This is a genomic window from Variovorax sp. DAIF25 (assembly GCF_050711835.1).
Taxonomy (GTDB): Bacteria; Pseudomonadota; Gammaproteobacteria; order Burkholderiales; family Burkholderiaceae_C; genus Variovorax.
Window position 1 is genome coordinate 5,035,343 of the sequence record NZ_CP136636.1, and the last position, 20,916, is coordinate 5,056,258.

Below are 20,916 nucleotides of genomic sequence, written 5' to 3' on the forward strand. Positions count from 1 at the left end.
GCGTCAGTTCGCCAGCGTGGCGACGATGGCCTTGGCGCACAGCGTCATCAGGCCGCCCGGCACGATGCCGAGGATCAGGATCAGCGCGCCGTTGATCGTCAGCACGGTGCGCACGTCGCGCGGCGCCGACACGGTGCTGGCCGTGACCGGTGCGTCGAAGTACATGACCTTGACCACGCGCAGGTAGTAGAAGGCGCCCACCAGCGACATCAGCACCGCGAACACGGCCAGGCCGATGTAGAGGGCCTGGCCCGAGGCGATCAGCGCCTGCAGCACCGCCAGCTTGGCGTAGAAACCGACCAGCGGCGGAATGCCCGCGAGCGAGAACATGGTGATCGCCATCACGCCGGCATACAGCGGGCTGCGCTGGTTGAGGCCGGCCAGGTCGGTGATCTCCTCGCTCTCGAAGCCTTCGCGCGCCAACAGCAGGATGGTGCCGAAGCTCGCCAGCGTCGTGAGCACGTAGGTCACGATGTAGAACATCGAGGCGCTGTAGGCGAACTGGGCGTTGTAGGTGTTGCCGTTGACCACGCCCGCCACCAGGCCGAGCAGCACGAAGCCCATCTGCGAGATGGTCGAGTAGGCCAGCATGCGCTTGAGGTTGGTCTGCGCGATGGCGGCCAGGTTGCCGACCAGCAGCGAGGCGATGGCCAGCAGCGCGAGCATCTGCTGCCAGTCGATCGCCAGCGGCAGCAGGCCTTCGACCAGCAGGCGGATGATGATCGCGAAGGCCGCGAGCTCGGGCGCGGCGCCGATCATCAGCGTGATCGCCGTGGGCGCGCCCTGGTAGACGTCGGGCACCCACATGTGGAACGGGGCGGCACCGACCTTGAACGCCAGGCCGGCCACGATGAACACCAGGCCGAACACCAGCACCTGGTGGTTGACCTTGCCGCTCGCGATGGCCTTGAACACCTCGTTCACGTCGAGCGAACCGGTGGCGCCGTACATCATCGACAGGCCGTAGAGCAGGAAGCCGCTGGCCATGGCGCCGAGCACGAAGTACTTCATGGCGGCTTCGCTGGCGACCGCGTTGTCGCGGCGCAGCGCCACCAGCGCGTAGCTCGAGAGCGTCAGCAGTTCGAGGCCCAGGTAGATCAGCAGGAAGTTGCTGCCCGACATCATCACGAACATGCCCAGCAGCGCGAACATGCCCAGCGTGAACATCTCGCCGCCGCGCAGCATGTCGCGGTCGGCCGCGTAGGGACGGCCGTAGACCAGCGTGACCATCAGCGCCAGCGAGGCGAAGCACTTGAGCCAGTTGCCCATCGGGTCGCTCACGACCATGTTGCCGAAGCCGTAGATGGTCTTGCCGCCGCTCGCGGCCATGCCGGTCATCGCGGCCACCACGGCCAGCGTGATCAAGGTCAGGACGTAGGTGCGGGTGCGGCGCGCGCTGGTGTCCGACAGGTCGACCAGCGCGATGATGCAGGCCATGACCAGCAACACGATTTCAGGGTAGATCGTGACCCAGCTGAGTTTGTCAATCATCTCGTTCTCTTCTTCAGCCAGCCATCAGGAGGGGATCTTCGACACCGCGACATGACGCAGCAGCTGGGTCACGGAGGCGTCCATCACGTCGGTGAAGGGCTTGGGGAACAGGCCCATCCACAGCACCGCGATCGCCAGCAGCGCCAGCATCACGAACTCGCGCGCATTGATGTCGCTGAGTTCCTTCACGTGGTCGTTGCCGACCGGGCCGAGGTAGACGCGCTTGTACATCCACAGCGTGTAGGCGGCGCCGAAGATCAGCGCGGTGGCCGAAGCCAGGCCGATCCAGAAGTTGGCCTTGACCGCGCCCAGGATCACCATCCACTCGCCGACGAAACCGGCGGTGCCCGGCAGGCCGCAGTTGGCCATCGCGAACAGCAGCATGAAGGCGGCGAACTTGGGCATGGTGTTGACCACGCCGCCGTAGTCGGCGATCTGGCGCGAATGCACGCGGTCGTAGAGCACGCCGATGCCGAGGAACATGGCGCCCGACACGAAGCCGTGGGCGATCATCTGCACGATGCCGCCGGACACGCCCAGTTCGTTGAAGATGAAGAAGCCGAGCGTCACGAAGCCCATGTGGGCGACCGACGAATAGGCCACGAGCTTCTTCATGTCCTGCTGCACCATCGCGACCAGGCCGACGTAGATCACGGCGATCAGCGACAGCGCGATCATGAGCCAGGCCCATTCGTGCGCGGCGTCGGGCGCGATCGGCATCGAGAAGCGCAGGAAGCCGTAGGCGCCGAGCTTCAGCATGATCGCGGCCAGCACGGCGGAACCGCCGGTCGGGGCCTCGACGTGCACGTCGGGCAGCCAGGTGTGGACCGGCCACATCGGCACCTTGACCGCGAAGGCCGCGAAGAAGGCGAAGAACAACAGCGTCTGGGCGTGGCCGCTCAGCGGCAGCTTGTGCCAGGTCAGGATGTCGAAGCTGCCGCCCGAGGTGTTGTACAGGTAGATCAGCGCCACCAGCATCAAGAGCGAGCCGAGCAGTGTGTAGAGGAAGAACTTGAAGGCCGCGTAGATCTTGTTCGGGCCGCCCCAGATGCCGATGATCAGGTACATCGGGATCAGCGTGGCTTCGAAGAAGACGTAGAACAGCAGGCCGTCGATGGCCGAGAACACGCCGATCATCAGGCCCGACAGGATCAGGAACGCGCCCATGTACTGGTTGACGCGCTCGGTGATCACTTCCCAGGCCGAGATCACCACGATGATGGTGATGAAGGCGGTCAGCAGCACGAACCACACCGACAGGCCGTCGACGCCCAGGTTGTAGTTGATGTTGAAGCGCTCGATCCAGGGCGCCTTCTCCACGAACTGCATCGCGGCGCTGCCGTTCTGGAACCGCGAAATCAGCGGCAGCGTGACCAGGAAGCTCACGATCGACCCGACGAGCGCCACCCAGCGCACGCCCTTGGCGTGCTCGTCACGACCGAACGCCAGCAGCACGGCACCGAATGCGATCGGCACCCAGATGGCAAGGCTCAACAAACCCATTTTTCTTTTACTCCAGCGCTTTGCGGCTTAGCGTTTGAACCAGACGAAGTACGTCATCAGGACGAAGATCCCGAGCAGCATCGCGAAGGCGTAGTGGTAGATGTAGCCCGACTGCAGCCAGCGGACCACGCCAGAGATGCGGCCCACCAGCTTCCACGAGCCATTGACGACCGCGCCGTCGATCAGTGCCTGATCGCCGCCCTTCCACAGGCCCATGCCCAGGGCGCGAGCGCCGCGCGCGATGATGTTCTCGTTGATCCAGTCGAGGTAGTACTTGTTCTCGAGCAGGCGGTACACGGGGCCGAAGGCGCGCTTGATCGCGGCCGGCAGCGCCGGGTTGACCATGTACATGTAGTAGGACAGCGCCACGCCCGCGAGCGCGAGCCAGAACGGCATGGTCTGCAGGCCGTGGATGGCCATCGCGCCGGCACCGTGGAAGGCCTCTTCGAGCTCCTTCATGGCGTGGTGCTTCGTGGCGTCGACGAAGATCGCGTCCTTGAAGAACTCGCCGTAGAGCATCGGGTGGATCGTCAGGTAGCCGATGACCACCGAGGGGATCGCGAGCAGCACCAGCGGCAGCCACACCACCCAGGGCGATTCGTGCGGCTTGTGGTCGTCGTGACCGTGGCCATGGCCGTGGTCGTCGTGCGCGTGATGGTCGTCGTGGTGCGCATCGGGGTTCTGGTCGTAGCGTTCCTTGCCGTGGAAGACCAGGAAGTACATGCGGAACGAATAGAAGGCCGTGACGAACACGCCGATCAGCACCGCGTAGTAGGCGAAGTTCGCGCCCCACAGGTGGCTTTCCTTCACCGCCTCGATGATGCTGTCCTTCGAGTAGAAGCCCGAGAACAGCGGCGTGCCGATCAGCGCCAGCGAGCCCAGCAGCGAGGTGATCCAGGTGATCGGCATGTACTTGCGCACGCCGCCCATCCAGCGGATGTCCTGGTTGTGGTGCATGCCGATGATCACCGAGCCGGCACCGAGGAACAGCAGCGCCTTGAAGAAGGCGTGGGTCATCAGGTGGAACACCGCGACCGAGTAGGCCGAGGCACCGAGCGCCACCGTCATGTAGCCCAGCTGCGAGAGCGTGGAGTACGCCACCACGCGCTTGATGTCGTTCTGGATGATGCCGAGGAAGCCCATGAACAGCGCGGTGATGGCGCCGATCACGAGGATGAAGCTCAGGGCCGTGTCGCTCAGCTCGAACAGCGGCGACATGCGCGCCACCATGAAGATGCCGGCCGTCACCATGGTCGCCGCGTGGATCAGCGCCGAGATCGGGGTCGGGCCTTCCATCGAGTCGGGCAGCCACACGTGCAGCGGGAACTGCGCGCTCTTGCCCATCGCGCCGATGAACAGGCAGATGCAGATCACGGTGATCAGCATCCAGTCGGTGCCCGGGAAGGTGATGCCGCCGAGCGTGCCGGCCTTGGCGAAGGCTTCGGTGTAGTTGAGCGTGCCTGCGTAGGCCGCGATCAGGCCGATGCCGAGGATGAAGCCGAAGTCGCCCACGCGGTTGACCAGGAAGGCCTTCATGTTGGCGAAGATCGCGGTCGGCTTGTTGAACCAGAAGCCGATCAGCAGGTACGACACCAGGCCCACCGCTTCCCAGCCGAAGAACAGCTGCAGCATGTTGTTGCTCATGACGAGCATCAGCATGGAGAAGGTGAACAGCGAGATGTACGAGAAGAAGCGGTTGTAGCCCTCGTCCTCTTCCATGTAGCCGATGGTGTAGATGTGGACCATCAGCGACACGAAGGTCACGACGCACATCATCATCGCGGTGAGGCCGTCGACCATGAAGCCGACTTCCATCTTGAGGCCGCCGACGACCATCCATTCGTAGAGGGTCTGGTTGAAGCGGGCGCCGTCGACGATGACCGACTTGAGCGTCAGTGCCGAGATGACGAAGGCCACGAACACGCCGAGGATGGTCAGCGAGTGCGTGATCTTGCGGCCGATGTGGTTGCCGCCGAACTTGGTGCCGAAGATGCCGGCCAGGACCGCCCCGACCAGGGGGGCCATCGGAACGGCCAGCAGCGTGGATGCAGAAAGGGTTGCGCTCATTCTGGTGTCAGCCTTGGATCAGCCCTTGAGCGAGTTGAGTTCGTCGACGTTGATGCTCGACTTGTTGCGGAACAGCAGCACCAGCAGCGCGAGGCCGATGGCCGACTCGGCCGCGGCCACCGTCAGGATGAAGAACACGAAGATCTGTCCGTGCATGTCGCCCAGGAAGTGCGAGAAGGCGACGAAGTTCATGTTGACCGCGAGCAGCATCAGCTCGATGGCCATCAGCAGCACGATCAGGTTCTTGCGGTTCAGGAAGATGCCGATCACCGACAGCGCGAACAGCATCGCGCCCAGCGAGAGGAAGTGTCCGAGGGTGAGCGTCATGCCTTGTTCTCCTTTGCTGCCGTCGCGGCCGCTTCGGCCGGGGCTTCCACCACGGGCTCCGCCGCGCGGGTGACCGGCATCTGCACCACGCGCACGCGGTCGCGCGCCTTCACGCGCACCTGGTCGGCCGGGTCGACGTACTTGCTGTCCTTGCGGGTGCGCAGGGTCAGCGCGATGGCGGCGATGATGGCCACCAGCAGGATGACGGCCGCGATTTCCAGCGGATAGAGGTATTCGGAGTACAGCAGCTTGCCCAGCTCGAGCGTGTTGGAGCTGTTGGCCGCCGCCACCGCGCGCGGTGCCTCGCCGAGGCGGAAGCCGCCCATCAGCACGGCCGCCATTTCGAGCGCGATCAGCGCGCCGACGGCCGCGGCCAGCGGGAAGTGCTTCCAGAAGCCCTGCCGCAGGCTGTCGACGTTGATGTCGAGCATCATCACGACGAACAGGAACAGCACCATCACCGCGCCCACGTAGACCAGCACGAGCGAGATCGCGAGGAACTCGGCGCGCAGCAGCAGCCAGATGGCCGAAGCCTGGAAGAAGGCCAGCACGAGGTACAGCGCCGCGTACACGGGGTTGCGGGCGGTGATGACGCGGAACGATGCGAACAGCAGCACCGCGGCAAACAGATAGAACAGACCGGTCTTGACGTCCATGAGTTCGAATTCGTAGGGTTCAGGCCAGGCCGGGTCAGCGGTACTTGGCGTCAGCCGCCTTGTTCGCCGCGATTTCTTTTTCGTAACGGTCGCCCACGGCCAGCAGCATGTCCTTGGTGAAGTACAGGTCGCCGCGCTTTTCGCCGTGGTATTCGAAGATGTGGGTCTCCACGATCGAGTCGACCGGGCAGCTCTCTTCGCAGAAGCCGCAGAAGATGCACTTGGTCAGGTCGATGTCGTAGCGCGTGGTGCGGCGCGAGCCGTCGTCGCGCACATCGGATTCGATGGTGATCGCGAGCGCCGGGCACACGGCCTCGCAGAGCTTGCAGGCAATGCAGCGTTCCTCGCCGTTCTCGTAGCGGCGCAGCGCATGCAGGCCGCGGAAGCGCGGCGACAGCGGCGTCTTCTCTTCGGGGAACTGCACCGTGATCTTGCGGCTGAAGGCGTACTTGCCCGTGATGGCCAGGCCCTTGAACAGCTCGAACAGCATGAAGCTGCCGAGGAAGTCCTTGAGCGAGAACGGCGCGGACGGGGTTGCGGTGTGCGCAGACATGGTGTTGGCGCTTCCAGTTATTTCCAGATGTTGAACGGCGTCTGCATCCAGCCACCGACCACGACCAGCCACACGAGGGTGACGGGAATGAAGATCTTCCAGCCCAGACGCATGATCTGGTCATAGCGGAAGCGCGGGAACGTCGAGCGCACCCACAGGAACATGGTGACCACGCAGAAGGTCTTCGCGCCGAGCCAGATCCAGCCCGGGATGAAGCTCAGGAACTCGAACGGGGGCAGCCAGCCGCCGAGGAACAGCACGACGGTCAGGATCGAGACCAGCCACATGTTCGCGTACTCGGCCAGGAAGAACATCGCGAAGCTCATGCCCGAGTACTCGATCATGTGACCCGCGACGATTTCCGATTCGCCTTCCACCACGTCGAAGGGGTGGCGGTTGGTCTCGGCCAGGCCCGAGATGAAGTAGACGACGAAGATCGGCAGCAGCGGCAGCCAGTTCCACGACAGGAAGCCGACGCCGAGGTTGGCGAACATGCCCTTGCCCTGCACGTTCACGATCTCGCTCATGTTCAGGCTGCCGGTGACCATCAGCACCACGACGAAGCAGAAGCCCATCGCGATTTCGTAGCTCACCATCTGGGCCGAGGCGCGCAGCGCGCCCAGGAAGGCGTACTTCGAGTTCGAGGCCCAGCCCGCGATGATCACGCCATAGACCTCGAGCGAGGTGATGGCCATCACGAACAGCAGGCCGGCGTTGATGTTGGCGAGCGCGACGTCGGGACCGAAGGGAATCACGGCCCAGGCGGCGAGCGCCGGCATGATGGTCATGATCGGGCCGAGCAGGAACAGGCCCTTGTTGGCGACCGTCGGAACGATGATTTCCTTGGTCATCAGCTTGAGCGCGTCGGCGATCGGCTGCAGCAGGCCCAGCGGCCCGATGCGGTTCGGGCCCACGCGGATCTGCGTGAAGCCGATGGCCTTGCGTTCCCACAGCGTGAGGTAGGCCACCGCCAGCATCAGCGGGATGACCACGACGATGATCTTGATCAGCGTCCAGATGACGGGCCAGACCACGCCGGTCCACCAGCCGGCGGCGACGAGACCCTGGCCGAAGCCGTGAATGGCGTCGATCATGCCGACACCTCCTCGGCCTGCACGCTGGCGGGCGCGGCACCGATGCCGTGGCCCGCGTTGCGTGCGTCGGCGGTCAGTTGCAGCGACGGCGCGCGGCGCACGATCGAATCGAGCTGGTAGATGCTCGCGACCACGGGCGCGGGCGCACCGTTGGCGGCCACGGCGGCAGCGCCAGTGGCGTTGCGCAGCGCGTCGGCCGGCAGCGCGCCGTTGTCGCCCACCGTGCGCAGCACGTCGGCGGTGGACTCGAACGCAAAGCCTTGCAGGCCCAGCAGGTTGGCGAGCACGCGCAGCACCTTCCAGGCCGGACGGGCTTCGCCCTGCGGCTTCACCACGGCATGGAAGCTCTGCAGGCGGCCTTCGGCATTGACGAAGCTGCCGGGCGTTTCGGTGAACGGTGCGATCGGCAGCAGCACGTCGCTGAATTCGAGGTTGGCCTTGAACGGGCTCAGCGTGACCACCATCTGCGCATTGCCGATGGTGTCGGCCGCGGCGGCGCCGGCGGCCGAGTCGAACACCGGCTCGGTGTTCAGCAGCAGCACGGCCTTGAGGCCGGAGCCGGCGGCGAGCATCTGGCCGGCGTGGAGGCCGCCGTTCTTCGGGAACGCGCCCACGAGTTGCGCGCCCACGGTGTTGGCGGCTTCGGTCAGGTAGCCGACGCTGGCGCCGGTCTGCGCGCCGATCCAGTTGGCCAGCGCGAGCAGGCTGCCGGCCTGCGCATGGTGCGCGGCGGCATTGCCCAGCAGGATGGCCTTGCGCTCGCCGCTCAGCAGCGACGCGGCGATGGCCTGCGCGGTGGCGTCGGGCTCGTTGGCGGGTGCCAGCGGCGCGGCGGCGCCGGTGGACTGGCCCACCACGGTCGCGATGGCGGCCAGCACTTCGATCCATTGGCCGGCATCGACGATGGCGGCCTGCGCGGGCTGGATGGCCCAGGCTTCGGCGTCGGCCATCAGCTTCTTCGAGGTCAGCACGCTGAGCGCGGCGCCCTTGCGCACGGCCTGGCGGATGCGCTGCGCGAACAGCGGATGGTCCTTGCGCAGGTTCGAACCAACGACGAAGGCGCGCTGCAGCTGCGTCAGCGAGGCGATCGAGGTGCCGAGCCAGCGGATGCCTTCGAAGGCCGTGAATTCGGCATTGCGCAGGCGGTAGTCGATGTTGTCGCTGCCGAGCTCACGCGTGAGCAGTGCGGCGAGCTGCAGCTCCTCGAGCGTGCTGTGCGGGCTGACCAGCGTGCCGATGCTCTGCGCGCCATGGTCGGCCTTGATCTGCTTGAGGCCGTTGGCCACGTACTCGAGCGCGGTCTGCCAGTCGACCTGCTGCCATTGGCCGCCCTGCTTGAGCATGGGCTGCGTCAGGCGCTCGGTCCCGTTGAGCGCTTCGTACGAGAAGCGGTCGCGGTCGGCGATCCAGCATTCGTTGACGTCTTCGTTCTCGAGCGGCACCACGCGCATCACGCGGTTGTTCTTGACCTGGACGATCAGGTTGGCGCCGGTGGAGTCGTGCGGGCTCACCGACTTGCGGCGCGACAGTTCCCAGGTGCGGGCGCTGTAGCGGAACGGCTTGCTCGTGAGCGCGCCGACCGGGCAGATGTCGATCATGTTGCCCGAGAGCTCGGAGTCGACCGAGTCGCCGAGGAAGGTCTCGATCTCGGAGTGCTCGCCGCGGTGCGACATGCCGAGCTCCATCACGCCGGCCACTTCCTGGCCGAAGCGGACGCAGCGCGTGCAGTGGATGCAGCGGCTCATCTCTTCCATGCTGATCAGCGGGCCCACGTCCTTGTGGAACACGACGCGCTTTTCTTCCTCGTAGCGCGAGGAGGAGCCGCCGTATCCCACGGCCAGGTCCTGCAGCTGGCACTCGCCGCCCTGGTCGCAGATCGGGCAGTCCAGCGGGTGGTTGATCAGCAGGAACTCCATGACCGACTGCTGGGCCTTGATCGCCTTCTCGCTCTTGGTGCGGACGATCATGCCCTGCGTGACGGGCGTGGCGCAGGCCGGCATCGGCTTGGGCGCCTTTTCGACGTCGACCAGGCACATGCGGCAGTTGGCCGCGATGCTGAGCTTCTTGTGATAGCAGAAGTGCGGGATGTAGGTGCCGGCCTTGTCGGCAGCATGCATGACCATGCTGCCTTCGGCCACTTCGACCTTCTTGCCGTCGAGTTCGATTTCAACCATATGTCTTTCTCGCGCTCAGGCCTGGACCGTTGCCTTCGGGACGTAGCCCGGGATCAAGGCTTCGAACTCGTGGCGGAAGTGCTTGATCATGGCGCGCACCGGCATGGCCGCCGCGTCGCCGAGGGCGCAGATGGTGCGGCCCATGATGTCGCCGGCGACGGAGTCCAGCAACTGCAGGTCGCTGGGCTTGCCCTGGCCGTTGTGGATGCGGTCGACCACGCGGTAGAGCCAGCCCGTGCCTTCGCGGCACGGCGTGCACTGGCCGCAGGATTCGTGCATGTAGAAGTACGAGAGGCGCTTGAGCGACTCGACCATCGAGCGGCTGTCGTCCATCACGATCACCGCGCCCGAACCCAGCATGGAGCCGGCCTTCGAGATGGAGTCGTAGTCCATCGTGCACTGCATCATGATGTCGGCCGGCAGCACCGGTGCCGACGAGCCGCCGGGGATCACGGCCTTGAGCGTGCGGCCCTTGCGCACGCCGCCGGCCAGCTCGAGCAGCTTGGAGAACGGCGTGCCCATCGGCACTTCGTAGTTGCCCGGCAGTTCGACGTCGCCGCTGACCGAATAGATCTTGGTGCCGCCGTTGTTCGGCTTGCCGCACTCGAGGTAGGCCTGGCCGCCGTTGCGGATGATCCAGGGCACCGCCGCGAAGGTCTCGGTGTTGTTGATGGTGGTCGGCTTGCCGTACAGGCCGAAGCTGGCCGGGAACGGCGGCTTGAAGCGCGGCTGGCCCTTCTTGCCTTCGAGCGATTCGAGCAGCGCGGTTTCCTCGCCGCAGATGTAGGCACCGAAGCCGTGGGCGGCGTGCAACTGGAAGTTGTACGTGCTGCCCATGATCTTGTCGCCGAGATAACCGGCGGCGCGCGCCTCCTCGAGGGCTTCCTCGAAGCGGTCGTAGCTCTGGAAGATCTCGCCGTGGATGTAGTTGTAGCCCACGCTGATGCCCATCGCGTAAGCGGCGATGGCCATGCCTTCGATCACGATGTGCGGGTTGAACTGCAGGATGTCGCGGTCCTTGCAGGTGCCCGGCTCGCCTTCGTCCGAGTTGCAGACCAGGTACTTCTGGCCCGGGAACTGGCGCGGCATGAAGCTCCACTTCAGGCCGGTCGGGAAACCGGCGCCGCCGCGGCCGCGCAGGCCCGAGGCCTTGACTTCGGCGATCACCTGGTCGGGCGTCAGGCCCTCGGTGAGGATCTTGCGCAGCGCCTGGTAGCCGCCGCGCGCCTCGTAGTCGGCGAGGTGCCAGTTGGTGCCGTCGAGGCCGGCATAGATCTGCGCGCCGATGTGGCGGTCATGGAAGCAGGTCTGCACGCCAGTGGCGCGGAACTGCGAAAGAACCTGATCGGGCGTCATCACGAAGCCTCCCCGGGGGTTGCACTGCGCAGGCCATCGACGAGCTGATCGAGCTTGTCGTTGCTCATGAAGCTGCACATCGTGCGGTCGTTGACCAGCATCACCGGCGAATCGGCGCAGGCGCCCAGGCATTCGCTCTGCTGCAGCGTGAACAGGCCGTCGGCCGTGGTCTCGCCCATCTTGATGCCGAGCTTCTTCTCGAGATGCACGAGGGCGGTGACGCCATCGCGCAGCTGGCACGGCAGGTTGGTGCAGACGTTGAGCTTGTACTTGCCCACCGGATGCTGGTTGTACATGTTGTAGAAGGTCGTGACCTCGTGCACCGCGATCGGCGCCATGCCGAGGTACTCGGCAATCTCGCGCTCGCGCTGGGTGCTCACGAAGCCCTCGTCCTGCTGCACGATCGCCAGGCAGGCCATCACGGCCGACTGCTTGCCGGCCTCGGGGTACTTGGCCACCTCGCGCGCGAAGCGTTCGAGGGTCGCAGGCTTCAGCGGCGCCGAAGGCGCCGCGTGAGTGTCATGGGTAGAGGAAGTCATTCGCTCTTTCTCACCTGTCGATTTCGCCGAACACGATGTCCATCGTGCCGATCACCGCGACAGCGTCGGCGATCATGTGACCGCGCGACATTTCGTCGAGGGCGGCGAGGTGCGGGAAGCCAGGGGCGCGGATCTTCAGGCGGTACGGCTTGTTGGCGCCGTCGCTCACGAGATAGATGCCGAACTCGCCCTTCGGATGCTCGACGGCGGCATAGGCCTCGCCTTCGGGCACGTGGAAGCCTTCGGTGAAGAGCTTGAAATGGTGGATCAGCTCCTCCATGTTCGCCTTCATCGATTCGCGCGCGGGCGCGGCGACCTTGTGGTTGTCGGTGATCACCGGGCCGGGGTTGGCGCGCAGCCAGGCCGAGCACTGCTGGATGATCTTGTTGGCCTGGCGCATCTCCTCGACGCGCACCAGGTAGCGGTCGTAGCAGTCGCCCGTCTTGCCGAGCGGAATGTCGAACTGCATCCGGTCGTAGACGTCATAGGGCTGCTTCTTGCGCAGGTCCCATTCGACGCCCGAGCCACGCAGCATCGGGCCGGTGAAGCCGAGGTTCAGCGCGCGCTCCGGCGTGACCACGCCGATGCCCACGGTGCGCTGCTTCCAGATGCGGTTGTCGGTGAGCAGCGTCTCGTACTCGTCGACCATCTTCGGGAAGCGCTTGCAGAAGTCGTCGACGAAGTCGAGCAGCGAGCCCTGGCGGTTCTCGTTGAGCTTCTCGATCGCCTTCGCGTTCTTGATCTTGCTGACCTTGTACTGCGGCATCACGTCCGGCAGGTCGCGGTACACGCCGCCCGGACGGAAGTAGGCCGCGTGCATGCGCGCGCCCGACACCGCCTCGTACATGTCGAACAGGTCTTCGCGTTCGCGGAAGCAGTAGATGAGCATGTTCATCGCACCGCAATCGAGGCCGTGCGCGCCGAGCCACAGCAGGTGGTTCAGCAGCCGGGTGATCTCGGCGAACATGACGCGGATGTACTGCGCGCGGATCGGCACCTCGAGGCCCATCATCTTCTCGATGGCGAGGCAGTAGGCGTGCTCGTTGGACATCATCGACACGTAGTCGAGGCGATCCATGTAGGGCAGCGACTGGATGAAGGTGCGCGATTCGGCGAGCTTCTCGGTCGCGCGGTGCAGCAGGCCGATGTGCGGATCGGCGCGCTGGATCACTTCGCCGTCGAGCTCGAGCACCAGGCGCAGCACGCCGTGCGCGGCCGGATGCTGGGGACCGAAGTTGAGGGTGTAGTTCTTGATTTCGGCCATGTCAGTGGAGTCCGCCGCCGTAGTTGTCTTCGCGGATCACGCGCGGCGTGATCTCGCGCGGCTCGATCGATACCGGCTGGTAGACCACGCGCTTCTGTTCTTCGTCGTAGCGCATCTCGACGTGACCCGACACCGGGAAGTCCTTGCGGAACGGATGGCCGATGAAGCCGTAGTCGGTCAGGATGCGGCGCAGGTCGTCGTGACCCTCGAACACGATGCCGTAGAGGTCGAAGGCTTCGCGCTCGAACCAGGTCGCCGCGTTCCACACGGGCTGCAGCGAATCGACCACGGGCAGGTCCTCGCTGAGCGCGAACACCCGCAGGCGCACGCGCTGGTTGAGGCTCACCGACAGCAGGTGCGAGACGACGCCGTAGCGCTCGCCTTCCCACTCGCCTTCGCGGTAGTCGGAATAGTCCATGCCGCAGAGGTCGATCAGCTGTTCGAAGCGGCAACCCGGCGCATCGCGCAGCAGCAGCGCCGCATCGATGTAGTTCGCGGCACTCACCACCACGGTCACCTCGCCGAGCGCGACGGTCACGCTCCTGGCCTTGTCGCCCAGGGTCTGCACCAGAGTCGCCTGCAGCGCCTCCGGAGAAATTGCAAAGTCGGTCATCTCGGCAATTCCTCAGGCACGCGCGATGGTGTTGGTGCGGCGGATCTTCTGCTGCAGCTGGATGATCCCGTAGAGCAGCGCTTCGGCGGTGGGCGGGCAGCCGGGCACGTAGACGTCGACCGGAACGATCCGGTCGCAGCCGCGCACCACCGAGTAGCTGTAGTGGTAGTAGCCGCCGCCGTTGGCGCACGAGCCCATCGAGAGCACCCAGCGCGGCTCGGGCATCTGGTCGTAGACCTTGCGCAGCGCCGGCGCCATCTTGTTGCACAGCGTGCCGGCCACGATCATCAGATCGGACTGACGCGGGCTCGGGCGGAACAGCATGCCGAAACGGTCGATGTCGTAGCGGGCTGCGCCGGCGTGCATCATTTCGACCGCACAACAGGCCAGACCGAACGTCATCGGCCACAGAGATCCGGTCTTCGCCCAGTTCACCACCGAGTCGTAGGTGGTCGTGACGAAGCCTTCCTTGAGAACGCCTTCAATGGCCATCGTGTAGCTTCCTTATTCCCAGTCGAGCGCGCCTTTTTTCCACTCGTAGGCGAAGCCCACGACGAGGATGGCGAGAAAGATCATCATGGCCCAGAAGCCGACAGCACCGATCTCCTTGAGCGCAATGGCCCACGGGAAGAGAAAGGCAATCTCCAGATCGAACAGGATGAAGAGAATGGCAACCAGGTAATAGCGCACGTCGAACTTCATGCGCGCATCCTCGAAGGCCTCGAAGCCGCACTCGTAAGGTGCGTTCTTGGCTGCGTCAGGCCGATTGGGGCCGAGGATGTATCCGATGACCTGTGGAGCGACGCCTACGCCGACCCCGACCAGAATGAACAAAAGGACGGGAAGGTAGGAATCGAGGTTCATCGGGAGCTTTCACCGCTTGCCACCGACAGAAGCACCTTCATGAGGCGTCCTGTCGGTGAGATTTGGTGCGGTCGGCGAGACTCGAACTCGCACAGCTTTCGCCACTACCCCCTCAAGATAGCGTGTCTACCAATTTCACCACGACCGCGGTTTTTTCTGTTCGGATGGCATGAGGTTCCTACGAAGAGGTTTGGCTTTCCGAACAGCTTTAGAGTTTACCCTGAAATGAAGCCATTTCTTACGGGTCACTCTGAAAACATCAGAGTTACTTGCTGGGAATCTGTCCCGCGCCAGCCGCGGGCGCGCTCGCGGGTGCCGCAGCAGGTGCCGCGCCCGACTGGCCCGAGGGAATCTGACCTGCCGCGCCCGAAGCCGGCGTGGCCGGCACGCCGATGGCTGCGCGCTCCAGCAGGCTGCCGCCGCCCGTGGGGCGTGCGTGGCTGAAGTAGGCCAGCAGCAGCGTGCAGGCGAAGAACACTGCGGCCAGCACGGCCGTGGTGCGCGAGAGGAAGTTCGCGCTGCCGCTGGCGCCGAACAGGCTGCCGGCGCTGCCGCTGCCGAAGGCCGCGCCCATGTCGGCGCCCTTGCCGTGCTGGATCAGGATCAGCCCGATCATCACCAGCGCCGACAGCATCTGCACGCCGACCAGAAGGTTGAGGACCACGTTCATTCGTTCTTACTCCTAATTGATGCCTGCCCTGCCCGCTTCAGCGGGCGGCGGCGGAAATGATCTGCAAAAAGTCGGGGGCCTTCAGGGAAGCGCCGCCGATCAGGCCGCCGTCGATGTCGGCTTGCGCCAACAGTTCGGCCGCGTTGGCGGCATTCATGCTGCCGCCGTAGAGGATCTTGATGCCGGCCGCATGCTCGCTCGCGGCGTGATGCAGTTGCGCGCGCAACACGGCGTGCACCGCCTGCGCCTGTTCGGGCGTGGCCGTCTTGCCGGTGCCGATGGCCCACACGGGTTCGTAGGCGACCACGATCTCGCTGATGCAGTGGCCGTTCACGTGGATGACGGCCGCCAGCTGGCGCTTCACCACTTCCTCGGTCTGGCCCGCCTCGCGCTGCGCCAGCGTCTCGCCGACGCAGACGATCGGCGTGATGCCGTTGGCCAGCGCGGCCGCGGTCTTCGCGGCCACGGTGTCGTCGGTCTCGCCGTGGTACTGGCGGCGCTCCGAATGGCCGACGATGGCATAGCGCACACCGAAGTCCTTCAGCATCGCCGCCGACTGCTCGCCCGTGAAGGCGCCCTGCGCCTGCGCGGAAATGTCCTGCGCGCCCAGCGCCATCGGCGAACCCGCCAGCAGCGACTGCAGTTGCGCGAAATACGGTGCGGGCGCGCACAGCGCGATGTCGCACGCGGGCGCATTCGCCGCGAGCCCCTGCCGCAGCGCCGTCACCAGCGCCTCGTTGGCAGCCAGGCTGCCATTCATCTTCCAGTTCCCTGCGATCAGTTTCTTGTGGGTCGTCATCGTGCTCGTCTCGTCACCAGGTCAGCACGATCTTGCCGATGTGCTGGTTCGATTCCATCAACGCATGCGCCTGCGCCGCACCGCTGGGCTCGCCGGCCGCCGCGAAGGTGCTGTGGATCACCGGCTTGACCGCGCCGCTCTCGAGCAGCGGCCACACCTTCTCGCGCAGCGCCTTGGCGATCGCACCCTTGAATGCCACCGGCCGCGGACGCAGCGTCGACCCCGTGATCGTGAGCCGCTTGCGCAGCACCAGACCCGCGTTGATCTGGCTCTTGACGCCGCCCTGCACCGCGATGATCACCAACCGGCCGTCCTCGGCCAGGCATTCGACCTCGCGCGCCACGTAGTCGCCCGCGACCATGTCGAGGATGACGTCCACGCCCTTGCCGCCGGTCAGCGACTTCGCCACTTCGACGAAATCGGCCGTGCGGTAGTTGATCGCGTGGTCGGCGCCGAGTTTCAGGCAGGCCTCGCACTTGTCGTCGCTGCCGGCCGTGACGATCACGGTCGCTCCCAGCGCCTTGGCGATCTGGATCGCCGTGACGCCGATGCCGCTCGAGCCGCCCTGGATCAGCAGGGTTTCGCCCTGCTGCAGGCGGCCGCGCTCGAACACGTTGCTCCAGACGGTGAAGAAGGTCTCGGGCAGCGAAGCCGCCTCGACGTCGCTCCAGCCCTTGGGCACCGGCAGGCACTGCGCCACGGGCGCCACGCACAGCTGCGCATAGCCGCCGCCGGCGATCAGCGCGCAAACGCAGTCGCCGATCGCGAAGCCCGCCTCGGCCAATGCCGCGGCATCGCCCGACACGATCTCGCCGGCCACTTCGAGGCCCGGCAGGTCGGAAGCGCCGGGCGGCACCGGATAGTGGCCCATGCGCTGCAGCACGTCGGGGCGGTTGACACCGCTGGCCGACACGCGGATCAGCAGCTCGCCCGCGCCGGCGACCGGATCGGGACGATCCGTGACGCGCAGCACCTCGGGGGCGCCGTACGAAGCGATTTCAATGGCTTTCATGGTCTCCTGGCCTCCAGCCGCCCGTGCGACGGGCGCATTCAGCAATCGGAAAGGCAAAGGCGGCGCGCGGCGCATGCCGCGCGCCGCCACGGCCTTCTTACTCCTGCGACTCGCGCGGAGCCTGCGGCTGCTGCGACTCGCCGGCCGGAGCCTGCTCGTTGCGCGGCTGCTGCTGGTCGTTGTTGAAGCGCGGAGCGCGTTCGCCACGGTCGCCGCCGCGGTCACCGCGATCGCCACCACGGTCGCCGCGGTCGCCACGGTCACGGCGCTCGCCGCCACGGTCACCACGGTCTTCGCGCGGCGGGCGCTCGCTGTATTCCATGCCGGCCGGACGCTCGGTCAGCGCCTTCATCGACAGCTTGACGCGACCCTTGTCGTCGGTCTCGAGGACCTTGACCTTCACGATCTGGCCTTCGCTCAGGTAGTCGGTCACCTTCTCGACGCGCTCGTGCGCGATCTGGCTGATGTGCAGCAGGCCGTCCTTGCCGGGCAGCAGGTTGATCAGCGCACCGAAGTCCAGGATCTTGGTGACCGGGCCTTCGTAGATCTTGCCGATCTCGACCTCGGCCGTGATCTGCTCGATGCGCTTCTTGGCCTCTTCGGCCTTGGCCGGATCGGTCGACGCGATGGTGATGGTGCCGTCTTCGTCGATGTTGATCTGCGTGCCGGTTTCTTCCTGCAGGCCGCGGATGACCGCGCCGCCCTTGCCGATCACGTCGCGGATCTTCTCGGGGTTGATCTTCAGCGTGGTCAGGCGCGGTGCGAACTGCGACACGTCGGCCTTGGCTTCGCCCATCGCTTCCTGCATCTTGCCCAGGATGTGCATGCGCGCTTCCTTGGCCTGCGCCAGCGCGACCTGCATGATTTCCTTGGTGATGCCCTGGATCTTGATGTCCATCTGCAGCGCGGTGATGCCGTTGGTCGTGCCGGCCACCTTGAAGTCCATGTCGCCGAGGTGGTCCTCGTCGCCCAGGATGTCGGTCAGCACCGCGAAGCGGTTGTCTTCCTTGATCAGGCCCATGGCGATGCCGGCCACGTGGGCCTTCATCGGCACGCCGGCGTCCATCATCGAGAGGCAGCCGCCGCAGACCGAAGCCATCGACGAGGAGCCGTTCGACTCGGTGATTTCCGACACCACGCGCACGGTGTAGGGGAATTCCTCCTTGTTCGGCAGCACGGCGACGAGCGCGCGCTTGGCCAGGCGGCCATGGCCGACTTCGCGGCGCTTGGTCGAGCCCATGCGGCCGACTTCACCGGTGGCGAAGGGAGGCATGTTGTAGTGGAACAGGAAGCGGTCCTCGAACTCGCCGGCCAGCGCGTCGATGCGCTGCGCGTCGCGTTCGGTGCCCAGCGTGGTCACGACCAGCGCCTGGGTTTCGCCGCGCGTGAACAGCGCCGAGCCGTGGGTGCGCGGCAGCACCGAGTTGCGGATCTCGATCGGGCGCACGGTGCGCGTGTCGCGGCCGTCGATGCGCGGCTCGCCTTGCAGGATCTGGCTGCGCACGATGCGCGCTTCGATCGCGAACAGCAGGTCGCTGACCTTGCCGGCGTCGAAGGCGGCGCCTTCGGCCTTCAGGGCCTCGAAGACGCTGGCATTGGCTTCGCGCAGGGCCTGGGTGCGGGCCTGCTTGCTGCGGATCTGGTAGACGGCGCGCAGCTTCTCTTCGGCCAGGCCGTTGACCTTGGCGATGAAGTCCTCGTCCTTGGCTTCGGGCGCCCAGGTGCCTTCCTTGAGCCACAGCGGCTTGCCGGCGTCGCGCACCAGTTCGTGGATGGCGCTGATCGCCACCTTGCCCTGCTCGTGGCCGAAGACCACGGCGCCGAGCATGATTTCCTCGGCCAGTTGCTGGGCTTCGGACTCGACCATCAGCACGGCGGCTTCGGTGCCGGCCACGACGAGGTCCATCTGCGAATCCTTGCGCGCGGTCTGGCCCGGGTTCAGCACGTACTGGCCGTTGATGTAGCCCACGCGCGCGGCGCCGATCGGGCCGTCGAACGGAATGCCCGAGACCGACAGGGCGGCGCTCACGGCGATCATCGCGGCGATGTCGGCGTCGACTTCGGGGTTCAGCGACACGGTGTGGATCACCACGTGCACTTCGTTGAGGAAGCCCTCGGGGAACAGCGGACGGATCGGGCGGTCGATCAGGCGGCTGGTCAGGGTTTCATGTTCGCTGGGCTTGGCTTCGCGCTTGAAGAAGCTGCCGGGGATCTTGCCGGCGGCATAGGTCTTCTCGATGTAGTCGACGGTCAGCGGGAAGAAGTCCTGGCCCGGCTTGGCGGTCTTGGAAGCGACCACGGTGGCCAGCACGACGGTGCCGTCGATGTCGACCAGCACGGCGCCCGTGGCCTGGCGGGCGATTTCGCCCGTTTCCATGACGACGGTCTTGTCGCCCCATTGGAAGGACTTGGTGACTTTGTTGAAGAGGCTCATGTTTGCTCCTGTTTTAGTAGCAGATCATCGAAGATCCGCACGGCTCGGAGGGCTTTTTCAGAACACGATGCCATTCCAGCGAAGCTCGATTCGAACTTCCCTGGAATGACACAGCTTCGCTCTGTAGGGCACCCCGAAAGTGGTTCGCGAAGTAAAAAACGCCTGAGCTAGCGGACTAACCCAGGCGTTTTTTCATGCGATTCGGCTTACTTGCGCAGGCCCAGCTTGGCGATCAGCGCGGTGTAACGGTCGGCGTCCTTGGACTTCAGGTAGTCGAGCAGCTTGCGACGGCGGCTCACCATGCGCAGCAGGCCGCGACGGCCGTGGTGGTCCTTGGCGTGCGTCTTGAAGTGGGGGGTGAGCTCGTTGATGCGGGCGGTCAGCAGTGCGACTTGCACTTCGGGGCTGCCGGTGTCGTTGGCGGCGCGGGCGTTGTCCTTGACGACTTCGGCCTTGATGGAGGCTGCGATCATTGGTTTTTCCTTTGTTCCGGTGGTGTTTGACTTGCGGTGGGTGCTGGAACTGCGCTCACCGTGCGCCTTGCGGCATGCAAAGCCTTGGGATTATACATCGGCCGTCCTGGGCACCCCTTCCCGGTGCCGCCCGTCGAGCGAGACCAGCGCCACCGCCCCCAGCACGCAGGCCGCGCCGGCGATCTGGGGCCAGCCCACCGGTTCGCCGAGCCACCAGGCCGCGAGGGCCAGTGCCGACACCGGCATCAGCGCCGTGAACAGCGCCGCCTCGGCGCCGCTCAGCCGGGCCGCGCCCGCATACCAGAGCAGGAAGCCCGCCACCGTCGGCACCAGCGCGTAGTAGGCCACACCGGCCAGCGCCGCGGCCGGCACGGGCTGCAGCCAGGCACGCTCCAGCAGCGCAGGCAGCAGCGACAGCAGCAGCCCCAGCGCGGTCATCGCGCTCGACTGCGCGAGCGGCGGCAGCGGCACGCGCAGCCGCTTGTTGAGCAGGATGAACAGCGATTCGAAGGCCACGGCGCCCAGCACCAGCAGGTTGCCGAGCAGCGCGGCCGGCGTGCGCGCGCCGCCCTCCCCGCCCGGTCGCAGCGTGATCGCCAGCACGCCCAGGCTCGCGAGCACGATCCCGCCCAGCAGGTAGCGCCCGGGCCGCTCGCGCAGCGCGAGCACCGCCACCAGCGCGGCAATGGCCGGCAGGGTGCCGGCCACCACGCCCGCGTCGGCCGCCGGCGCCCAGCGCAGGCCCAGGATCAGCAGCACCGTGTAGCCCACGCTGCCCGCGGCCGCCTGGCAGAGCAGCAACCAGGCATCGTGCCGGTCCGGGCGCGGCCAGCGCACGCGCATCCACCGCATCAGCACCAGGAACACCGGCAGCGCCAGCGCGAAGCGCAGCGCGGTCGCCGTGAACGGCGGCAGGCCGCTCGCGATCAGCTTGCTCGCGACCACCGTGCTGCCGACCGTGACCATCGCGAGCGCGCACAGCCACATTCCCTTGCTGCGTTCCGACATGCTTTTCGCCCTTCTTTCA

The 20,916-nt window shown here is 65.8% G+C and carries 20 protein-coding genes and 1 tRNA gene; all 21 read right to left on the reverse strand.

Annotated elements, in window-relative coordinates; all coding sequences use genetic code 11:
- Positions 1-3: 3 nt before the first annotated feature.
- The 21 genes from nuoN to R0232_RS23275 all read right to left on the reverse strand — a co-directional run bounded on the left by nuoN (position 4) and on the right by R0232_RS23275 (position 20,897).
- Positions 4-1,491, reverse strand: a complete 1,488-nt coding sequence (gene nuoN / locus R0232_RS23175) for an NADH-quinone oxidoreductase subunit NuoN (protein ID WP_093339349.1) — start codon at positions 1,489-1,491, stop codon at positions 4-6.
- 24 nt (positions 1,492-1,515) lie between these two features.
- On the reverse strand, positions 1,516-2,994 hold the full coding sequence (locus R0232_RS23180; protein ID WP_093339352.1) for an NADH-quinone oxidoreductase subunit M: 1,479 nt from the start codon (positions 2,992-2,994) through the stop codon (positions 1,516-1,518).
- Positions 2,995-3,021: 27 nt separating this feature from the next.
- The gene (nuoL, locus tag R0232_RS23185; protein ID WP_093339355.1) at positions 3,022-5,061 is read right to left on the reverse strand and encodes an NADH-quinone oxidoreductase subunit L; all 2,040 of its coding nucleotides are present in this window, start codon (positions 5,059-5,061) and stop codon (positions 3,022-3,024) included.
- A gap of 18 nt (positions 5,062-5,079) precedes the next feature.
- Positions 5,080-5,388, reverse strand: a complete 309-nt coding sequence (gene nuoK, locus R0232_RS23190; protein ID WP_093339357.1) for an NADH-quinone oxidoreductase subunit NuoK — start codon at positions 5,386-5,388, stop codon at positions 5,080-5,082.
- Positions 5,385-6,044, reverse strand: a complete 660-nt coding sequence (locus R0232_RS23195; RefSeq protein WP_093339360.1) for an NADH-quinone oxidoreductase subunit J — start codon at positions 6,042-6,044, stop codon at positions 5,385-5,387. The genes nuoK and R0232_RS23195 overlap by 4 nt, the downstream gene beginning before the upstream one ends.
- Positions 6,045-6,078: 34 nt before the next feature.
- Complete coding sequence (gene nuoI / locus R0232_RS23200) at positions 6,079-6,597, reverse strand: NADH-quinone oxidoreductase subunit NuoI (protein WP_208513593.1); 519 nt, start codon at positions 6,595-6,597, stop codon at positions 6,079-6,081.
- A gap of 17 nt (positions 6,598-6,614) precedes the next feature.
- A complete protein-coding gene (nuoH, locus tag R0232_RS23205; RefSeq protein ID WP_208513594.1) occupies positions 6,615-7,691 on the reverse strand; it encodes an NADH-quinone oxidoreductase subunit NuoH in 1,077 nt (358 codons plus the stop codon).
- Positions 7,688-9,865, reverse strand: a complete 2,178-nt coding sequence (gene nuoG / locus R0232_RS23210) for an NADH-quinone oxidoreductase subunit NuoG (RefSeq protein WP_431509548.1) — start codon at positions 9,863-9,865, stop codon at positions 7,688-7,690. Before nuoG ends, nuoH begins: the two co-directional genes overlap by 4 nt.
- Before the next feature lie 15 nt (positions 9,866-9,880).
- Positions 9,881-11,221 (reverse strand): NADH-quinone oxidoreductase subunit NuoF, encoded by a 1,341-nt coding sequence (nuoF, locus tag R0232_RS23215; protein ID WP_093339368.1) that lies wholly within the window; start codon positions 11,219-11,221, stop codon positions 9,881-9,883.
- On the reverse strand, positions 11,221-11,760 hold the full coding sequence (nuoE, locus tag R0232_RS23220) for an NADH-quinone oxidoreductase subunit NuoE (RefSeq protein ID WP_398500736.1): 540 nt from the start codon (positions 11,758-11,760) through the stop codon (positions 11,221-11,223). Before nuoE ends, nuoF begins: the two co-directional genes overlap by 1 nt.
- Before the next feature lie 10 nt (positions 11,761-11,770).
- On the reverse strand, positions 11,771-13,024 hold the full coding sequence (locus R0232_RS23225; protein WP_093339373.1) for an NADH-quinone oxidoreductase subunit D: 1,254 nt from the start codon (positions 13,022-13,024) through the stop codon (positions 11,771-11,773).
- A 1-nt stretch (position 13,025) separates the two neighbouring features.
- The gene (locus R0232_RS23230) at positions 13,026-13,637 is read right to left on the reverse strand and encodes an NADH-quinone oxidoreductase subunit C (protein WP_431509549.1); all 612 of its coding nucleotides are present in this window, start codon (positions 13,635-13,637) and stop codon (positions 13,026-13,028) included.
- A gap of 12 nt (positions 13,638-13,649) precedes the next feature.
- Positions 13,650-14,129 (reverse strand): NuoB/complex I 20 kDa subunit family protein, encoded by a 480-nt coding sequence (locus R0232_RS23235; protein ID WP_057592164.1) that lies wholly within the window; start codon positions 14,127-14,129, stop codon positions 13,650-13,652.
- A gap of 12 nt (positions 14,130-14,141) precedes the next feature.
- On the reverse strand, positions 14,142-14,501 hold the full coding sequence (locus tag R0232_RS23240; protein WP_012748607.1) for an NADH-quinone oxidoreductase subunit A: 360 nt from the start codon (positions 14,499-14,501) through the stop codon (positions 14,142-14,144).
- Positions 14,502-14,564: 63 nt separating this feature from the next.
- Positions 14,565-14,649, reverse strand: a tRNA-Leu gene (locus tag R0232_RS23245).
- Positions 14,650-14,766: 117 nt separating this feature from the next.
- Positions 14,767-15,171: a preprotein translocase subunit SecG gene (secG, locus tag R0232_RS23250; protein ID WP_057592163.1), complete on the reverse strand. Its 405-nt coding sequence runs from the start codon at positions 15,169-15,171 to the stop codon at positions 14,767-14,769.
- A 37-nt stretch (positions 15,172-15,208) separates the two neighbouring features.
- A complete protein-coding gene (gene tpiA / locus R0232_RS23255; RefSeq protein ID WP_431509550.1) occupies positions 15,209-15,970 on the reverse strand; it encodes a triose-phosphate isomerase in 762 nt (253 codons plus the stop codon).
- A gap of 13 nt (positions 15,971-15,983) precedes the next feature.
- Positions 15,984-16,982: an NAD(P)H-quinone oxidoreductase gene (locus tag R0232_RS23260; protein WP_431509551.1), complete on the reverse strand. Its 999-nt coding sequence runs from the start codon at positions 16,980-16,982 to the stop codon at positions 15,984-15,986.
- A gap of 97 nt (positions 16,983-17,079) precedes the next feature.
- Complete coding sequence (pnp, locus tag R0232_RS23265; protein WP_431509552.1) at positions 17,080-19,416, reverse strand: polyribonucleotide nucleotidyltransferase; 2,337 nt, start codon at positions 19,414-19,416, stop codon at positions 17,080-17,082.
- A gap of 206 nt (positions 19,417-19,622) precedes the next feature.
- Positions 19,623-19,889 (reverse strand): 30S ribosomal protein S15, encoded by a 267-nt coding sequence (rpsO, locus tag R0232_RS23270; RefSeq protein ID WP_007837783.1) that lies wholly within the window; start codon positions 19,887-19,889, stop codon positions 19,623-19,625.
- A gap of 90 nt (positions 19,890-19,979) precedes the next feature.
- Positions 19,980-20,897, reverse strand: a complete 918-nt coding sequence (locus tag R0232_RS23275; protein WP_431509553.1) for a DMT family transporter — start codon at positions 20,895-20,897, stop codon at positions 19,980-19,982.
- Between the last annotated feature and the right edge of the window lie 19 nt (positions 20,898-20,916).